We start from the raw sequence: 6,711 nt of genomic DNA, 5'->3' as shown, positions 1-6,711 counted from the left end.
TTCGTCGGAAAAACGCTTCTTCATGGGGATGTCCTCATGTGGCTTATGAAGACATTACTAGCATCGCAGTGTGTTAATCAACGGGGAGCAGGTCATGCTGATTAAACGGACTTGCAAACCAACAACATAAAACTAATATGAGCCAACACTATCAATTCACGGTTCTTTTAACAATATATGTACTTATTATTTGCTACCACAACTTAGAAAAATAAATAACCATCTGATTAACATCGAATATTGTTGTGGTTTTAATGATTTATGAACGTCTGTATGCTACAGACCTAACCAAGTTGCACAGGTAAAACGCTATGACAGACCATTCTGAACCGACAATTATCATGTACGGCCTTTCTCCTAAAATATGCGACACCGTTAAAAAGGCCCGCCGCTGGCTGGAAGCTAACCAGATTGAATACCGCTTCCATGATTATCGCGTCGATGGGCTGGAGCGTGAATTATTAGATACGTTTATTGCTGAACTGGGTTGGGAAGCCCTGCTCAACACCCGCGGCACCACCTGGCGTAAGCTGGATGAATCGGTTCGCGCCCGCATCGATAACGCCGATGCCGCCGCCGGGCTGATGCTCGAAATGCCGGCAATCATCAAACGCCCATTGCTCTGCGCGCCCGGTCAGCCTATGCTGCTGGGCTTCAGTGAACTCACTTATAAGAAGCTTGTTAACGAGGTATAGTCTATGTCTTGCCCGGTCATTGAGCTGGCTCAGCAGCTTATTCGCCGCCCTTCCCTCAGCCCCGATGATGCGGGATGTCAGGCGTTAATGATTGAACGTCTGCGGGCGATTGGTTTTACCGTTGAACCGATGGATTTCGGCGATACCCAAAATTTCTGGGCCTGGCGCGGACGCGGTGAAACCCTGGCCTTCGCCGGTCATACCGACGTTGTCCCGGCGGGCGACGCTGACCGGTGGATTAACCCACCGTTTGAACCGACTATTCGCGACGGCATGCTGTTTGGCCGCGGCGCGGCGGACATGAAGGGGTCGCTGGCGGCGATGGTAGTGGCCGCCGAGCGCTTCGTCGCCCAGTATCCGAACCATAAAGGTCGGCTGGCCTTTTTGATCACCTCAGATGAAGAAGCCAGCGCCCACAACGGCACGGTGAAAGTCGTCGAAGCCCTGATGGCCCGCAAGGAGCGTCTCGACTATTGCCTGGTGGGCGAGCCCTCCAGCACCGAAGTGGTCGGGGACGTGGTGAAGAACGGCCGCCGCGGCTCGTTAACCTGCAATTTAACCATCCACGGCGTGCAGGGCCACGTCGCCTATCCCCATCTGGCGGATAACCCGGTGCACCGCGCCGCGCCGATGCTCACCGAACTGGTGGGAATCGAATGGGATAAAGGCAACGAATTCTTCCCGCCGACCAGCATGCAAATTGCCAACGTCAAGGCAGGCACCGGCAGCAATAACGTGATTCCGGGCGACATGTTCGTGCAGTTCAACTTCCGCTTCAGCACCGAGCTGACCGACGAGATGATCAAGGCCCGGGTTGTCGCGCTGCTGGAAAAATATCAGCTGCGCTACTCCCTTGACTGGTGGCTCTCCGGCCAGCCGTTCCTGACCGGCCGCGGTAAGCTGGTTGAAGCGGTGGTGAATGCCATTGAGCACTATAATGAGATCAAGCCGCAGCTGTTGACCAACGGCGGCACCTCCGACGGGCGGTTTATCGCTCGCATGGGCGCACAGGTGGTTGAGCTGGGGCCGGTGAATGCCACGATCCACAAAATTAACGAGTGCGTGAACGCCGCCGACCTGCAGCTGCTGGCGCGGATGTATCAACGGATCATGGAACAGCTGGTCGCCTGACAACATCGACAGATACCCTGAACGATGGCGGGTATAAAAGAGGAAGCAGCATGGAATGGCTAAGTAAATACTGGTGGGTTCTGGTGTTAGTTTTTTTGGTGGGCGTCATGATTAACGTGATTAAGGACCTTAATCGCGTCGACCACAAAAAATTTCTCGCCAACAAGCCGGACCTTCCCCCTCATCGTGACTGCAACGATAAGTGGGATGACGACGACGACTGGCCGAAGAACGACCAGTCGAAGAAGTAGGATCTATGCCCTCTCCCCGGTGAACGTCACGTCGCCGGGGAATCTCCCGGATAGCGGCGCTATGCGCCTTATCCGGGCAGGATACCGCCTGATTACAGCAGTTCGATAATATCGTCATCTTTCGGCGTGCTGCCGCTTAACGCTTCGTCAAAATAGTGCTTCGGCACGGTATAGCGCAGGCGTTCGAGCGCAAACTGCATGCTGCGATCGTCGATCGCGTGCCCCAAATCCTCAACGATATCCAGCGTCACGTCGCCGCCGGCCTGCACCAGCGCCTCCTGGGCGGAGACGGCCCACGCCAGATCGATAACCCGATCCTCACCGCCGTGGATCAGGTGCACGGTAGTCGCCGTGGTCGCCGACCGCGGCAGCGTGGCGTATCGTCCGTTAAAGGCGATAACCCGCGAGGCCAGCCCCGGCTCGGCCTTGATGCTTTCCAGCGACATAATCGCTCCCTGCGAGAAGCCAATCAGCGCCGTTGCCAGTGCGGAAACGCCGCTCTGCTTCTGCCAGTAGCGCACCGTCTCAATAAAGGTCGGCATGATGGCGTCAATGCGCGCCTGCCGGTTCTCCTCGGTCACCCCCTGCACGGAGAACCACTGACGGCCGGGAGCCGGGCCGCACGGCTCGGCGCCGCCGATGCTGACGATTAACGCATCCGGAAACTGCGGCGCGAACAGGCTGCCGATTTGCCCCATTGAAACCGGATTATCACCGACGCCATGAAACAGCAACAGCAGCTGTTGGGCAGGTGTCACGGGGCTTTGAACAATAAAGTGATCGTGTTTCATGGCTTTCTCCTTAGTCTACGCGGGCAGTTTACGCCGCAGATAAAATATGACCATGACATTTAACTGAATGAGTTAGTTAAAAAAATTGCAGTTGCTCAACCCGCTGGCGCAGCGCATCGGCGCGGGCCGCGTCCAGGTTCAACAGCGCCTGCCCCGCCTCCTCGCGTAGCCTTGCCAGCAAAGCTTTACGCCCGGCCAGCCGCAGCGAAGCGCAAAGCTCGCCCTCATCCTGCTGCCGCAGGCGGGCGCGCAGGGCCGGAAGCGCCAGATCGACCCGCAGCAGCAGGCGGTTCAGACAGCCAATCGTCGCCTGCAGCGGGCGGTGGGCAAAGGCGAATCCGGCGGCCTCGAGCCAGTCCTCTTCCGTCAGCATAGCAGCCTCGACAACCGGCAGCGGCAGCGCCTCTTCCCGCCATTCGCGCAGCCAGTACTCGTCGCGCTGCAGCCGCGCCAGCTCCTGCTGGCGTAAGCGGTGGCCCGCAGGCGTTAACGGATACAGCGCCATCGCCGTATAGCAGCCGCTGCTCGCTTCACGGTGGGTACCGAGACGCACCAGGGTAAAACCGCAGCGCTGCCAGAAGCGCCAGAGCTCGGCGGTATAGCCGAAGCTCACCGAGAGGTAATCAAGCCCCTCCGCCTCGGCCACGGCCTTCGCCACCAGCGCCTGGCCGGCTCCCTCACGCTGGCGCGACGGATGCACGGCAATGCGGCCGATCCGTCGCGCCACCAGCGTAGCGGCCAGCGGAGTGCCGCCGTGCGCCGCCAGCGACTGGGCCACCAGATTGCCGCGCGGGCGGCGGTATCCCGCCCACACCGCCTGGCTGAGGGCCGGGGTAAGACCGCCCTCCTCCACCTGCCACAGAGCTCCGGCAACGTGGCTCCCGGCACGCGCGCAGATAAACCGCTGCCCGGGAGCGTCCATCATCCGGCGGAGATCCAGCGGGGAGGTGCGATAGTGGGCGCCGGAAAGGAGCTGATACATCGCCTCCGGCAGGGCCGGCTGCCGCTGCCAGCTGGCCTGATATATCGTTTCCAGCGTCACCTGACCCAGCGGTGGATGCCTAAAGGCCTCATCCCCAAACAGCAGCAGCTCGCTCACCAGCGCCTCCAGCGGGCAGCCCGGCGCCCAGCGAACGGGCGCAGAGAGGCTAAACTGGCGCAGCTGTGCGAAGCCTGCGCAAAACTTAAGCAGAAAGCCGCGGCCGGTCCCTTCATATCCCTGCACGGTAGTGGTCAGCAGCGTGCGCGGGAAGCGCGCCACCAGCCGACGCAGCAGCGGCCCGGGAATGGCGGCCGCTTCGTCAACGATCAGCCACGAGGCGTTAACCTCGGACGCCAGCAGCGCGTCGGGGGCCATAAAGCGAAAATCTTCCCCGGCAAACGCGGCGATAACGTCCGTGGCGCCGCGGGCGGGCGCGGTCACGATCGCATCGCCCCTTAGCTGTCGGATCAGCATCCCCGCCAGCGCCGATTTCCCCCGCCCGCGTTCGGCGGTCACCGCGGCAATACCGGGAGGGAGAGCGGCCAGCTCGGCAAGGATAGCCGCCTGTTCCGCCTGCGGGCGGCCGTCAGCGGGATGCCACAGGGGCCGAGGCGCGGCATCCGGCAGGCGCGGCGCCTCACCCTGCCGCCAGACCAGCGCCTCTTTAGCCGCTGCGATCCGCTGGCAAAAGCGCTGCACAAAGTTGGGGGTTGGGATAGGGTCCGGGGCATCGCTCCAGCGCAGCGAATCCGCGTCCGGCTGCGTCGGCCAGCGTGCAAAAGGAGGGGTCAGCAGCACCAGCCAGCTTCCGGCGCGCAGCGTGCCGCAAAGGGCGGCAAACGCCGCCACGTCGAAGCTGCTGCGGGCGTCAAAGAAAGCGTGCTGGTATTCGCGTCCGAGCAGAGACTTCAGGGCGCCGGGAGAACCCGAGGGCGCTGGCATCGGCTGGGGGGAGATCCACAGACCGTCCCCGGCCAGCCGTTCACGCAGCGCCAGCGCCTGCTGCAGGCACCACGCTTCGTCGCCGCTGAGCACCAGCAGGCGACGAATACCCTGCTGCGCCATCCGGGCCGTCAGGTTAAGGATTTCGTCCATTTACGGTAGCGGTCAGAGCGCATTACCAAACGTATTGCACTGCGCCGGATCTCCGCTGTCAAAACCGCGTTTAAACCAGGTATAGCGCTGCTGCGAAGTGCCGTGGGTAAAGCTGTCCGGGACAACCCGCCCCTGGCTTTGCTGCTGGAGGCGGTCGTCGCCAATAGCCTCTGCGGCATTCAGCGCCTCCTGCAGATCCCCGGTTTCCATCACGTCCTGATTCTGCATGCTGTGGCCCCAGACGCCGGCAAAACAGTCGGCCTGCAGCTCCATTTTCACCGACAGGCGGTTAACTTCAGCCTGCGACGCGTTCTGCTGCAGCTGGCGCACTTTGGATTCAATGCCCAGCAGCTTCTGCACGTGATGCCCAACCTCGTGCGCAATCACGTAGGCCTGAGCAAAATCGCCGTCCGCGCCGAGCTTGCTTTTCATCTCATCGTAGAACGAGAGGTCGATGTAGACCGTGCTATCGGCCGGGCAGTAGAACGGCCCCATCACCGACTGGCCGGTACCGCAGCCGGTCCGCGTCGCGCCGCGATAGAGCACCAGCTTCGGCTGCGGGTACTGACGGCCCATTTTTTGGAAGATGGCGCCCCAGGTGTCTTCGGTATCCGCAAGGATCACCTTAGTGAACTTCGCGGCCTGCTCTTCCTGCGGGCTGATGGAGCGTTGGGTGGTGGTTTGCTGCTGTGAAACCGGCTCTCCGGTCAGCATGCCGGTCAAATCCACGCCGTAATAGCCGGCAACCAGCACGATAATCAGCAGAACGATACCGCCTTTCCCGCTGGGAAGACGGAAACCACCACCGCCGCCGCCGAGGGGGGAGCCGGAATCATTACGTCGATCTTCTACATTGTCGCTTTCGCGACGCCCTTGCCAGCGCATAGGCACCTCAATTCATCAAGTTCTCGAATATGAGAGATCGTAGGCGGTTCGGCGCAGGATTACCACTGGAAACAACAAGAAGAGCGCCAGAAGATAGAGCTACCTTCTGGCGAAAGGAGGATTAGTCGAGCTTAACGCCAAGACGATGGGCCACTTCTTCGTAGGCCTCGATCAGGCCGCCGAGGCTCTGACGGAAGCGGTCTTTGTCCATTTTGTCGAGGGTATTTTTATCCCACAGACGGCTGCCGTCCGGCGAGAACTCATCGCCCAGCACCACTTCGCCGTTAAACAGACCAAACTCCAGCTTGAAGTCAACGAGGATCAGGCCCGCGTCGTCAAACAGCTTTTTCAGCACGTCGTTCGCTTTGAAGGTCAGCTCCTGCATGCGGGCCAGATTCTTTTTATTCACCCAGCCGAAGGTTTCGCAGTAGGACTCGTTGACCATCGGGTCGTGCATCGCATCATTTTTCAGGAACAGGTCAAACAGCGGCGGATTCAGCTCAATACCTTCTTCGATGCCCAGACGCTTAACCAGAGAGCCGGCCGCACGGTTGCGGACTACGCACTCAACCGGAACCATCTCCAGCTTTTTCACCAGACACTCGGTGTCAGAAAGTAGCGCTTCCATCTGGGTCGGAATGCCGGCTTCTTCCAGCTTGCTCATAATGAAATGGTTGAACTTGTTATTCACCATCCCCTTACGGTCGAACTGTTCGATGCGCGCGCCATCCCCTGCTGAAGTATCGTTACGGAACTCGAGTATCAGCAGGTCCGGGTTCTCGGTGCTGTAAACGGTTTTCGCTTTACCACGATACAACTCAGCTTGCTTGTTCATCTTTGTCACTCCAGTGAAGATATAGACGATAAAAAAGGCGTTTCTG

General features: G+C 59.9%; 7 protein-coding genes. 3 read left to right on the top strand and 4 right to left on the bottom strand.

Annotation, left to right across the window (positions count from 1 at the left end):
- Window positions 1-341: 341 nt before the first annotated feature.
- From EDF75_RS24730 to EDF75_RS24720, 3 genes are read left to right on the top strand one after another with little or no spacing between them, the layout of a single operon-like run.
- Complete coding sequence (locus tag EDF75_RS24730; RefSeq protein ID WP_133601217.1) at window positions 342-695, top strand: ArsC family reductase; 354 nt, start codon at window positions 342-344, stop codon at window positions 693-695.
- Between the two features lie 3 nt (window positions 696-698).
- Window positions 699-1,826 (top strand): succinyl-diaminopimelate desuccinylase, encoded by a 1,128-nt coding sequence (gene dapE / locus EDF75_RS24725; RefSeq protein ID WP_041146672.1) that lies wholly within the window; start codon window positions 699-701, stop codon window positions 1,824-1,826.
- Between the two features lie 50 nt (window positions 1,827-1,876).
- Window positions 1,877-2,077, top strand: coding sequence for a YpfN family protein (locus EDF75_RS24720; RefSeq protein ID WP_045856239.1), 201 nt, complete (start codon window positions 1,877-1,879; stop codon window positions 2,075-2,077).
- A 92-nt stretch (window positions 2,078-2,169) separates the two neighbouring features.
- Here EDF75_RS24720 and ypfH read toward each other — a convergent pair whose 3' ends face one another.
- The 4 genes from ypfH to purC form a co-directional block, all read right to left on the bottom strand.
- Window positions 2,170-2,868, bottom strand: a complete 699-nt coding sequence (gene ypfH, locus EDF75_RS24715) for an esterase (RefSeq protein WP_133601214.1) — start codon at window positions 2,866-2,868, stop codon at window positions 2,170-2,172.
- 76 nt (window positions 2,869-2,944) lie between these two features.
- Window positions 2,945-4,945, bottom strand: coding sequence for a tRNA(Met) cytidine acetyltransferase TmcA (locus EDF75_RS24710; protein ID WP_133601213.1), 2,001 nt, complete (start codon window positions 4,943-4,945; stop codon window positions 2,945-2,947).
- Window positions 4,946-4,957: 12 nt separating this feature from the next.
- Window positions 4,958-5,830 carry a KPN_02809 family neutral zinc metallopeptidase gene (gene ypfJ / locus EDF75_RS24705; RefSeq protein WP_128877454.1) on the bottom strand — a complete coding sequence of 291 codons (873 nt, stop codon included), beginning with the start codon at window positions 5,828-5,830 and terminating at the stop codon, window positions 4,958-4,960.
- Between the two features lie 121 nt (window positions 5,831-5,951).
- Window positions 5,952-6,665, bottom strand: a complete 714-nt coding sequence (gene purC, locus EDF75_RS24700; RefSeq protein ID WP_041146677.1) for a phosphoribosylaminoimidazolesuccinocarboxamide synthase — start codon at window positions 6,663-6,665, stop codon at window positions 5,952-5,954.
- Window positions 6,666-6,711 lie beyond the last annotated feature (46 nt).

This window comes from Klebsiella sp. BIGb0149 (assembly GCF_004362605.1).
Taxonomy (GTDB): Bacteria; Pseudomonadota; Gammaproteobacteria; order Enterobacterales; family Enterobacteriaceae; genus Klebsiella; species Klebsiella terrigena.
The sequence above is the reverse complement of the archived record's forward strand: the minus strand, read 5'-3'. Positions and strand labels throughout refer to the sequence as shown.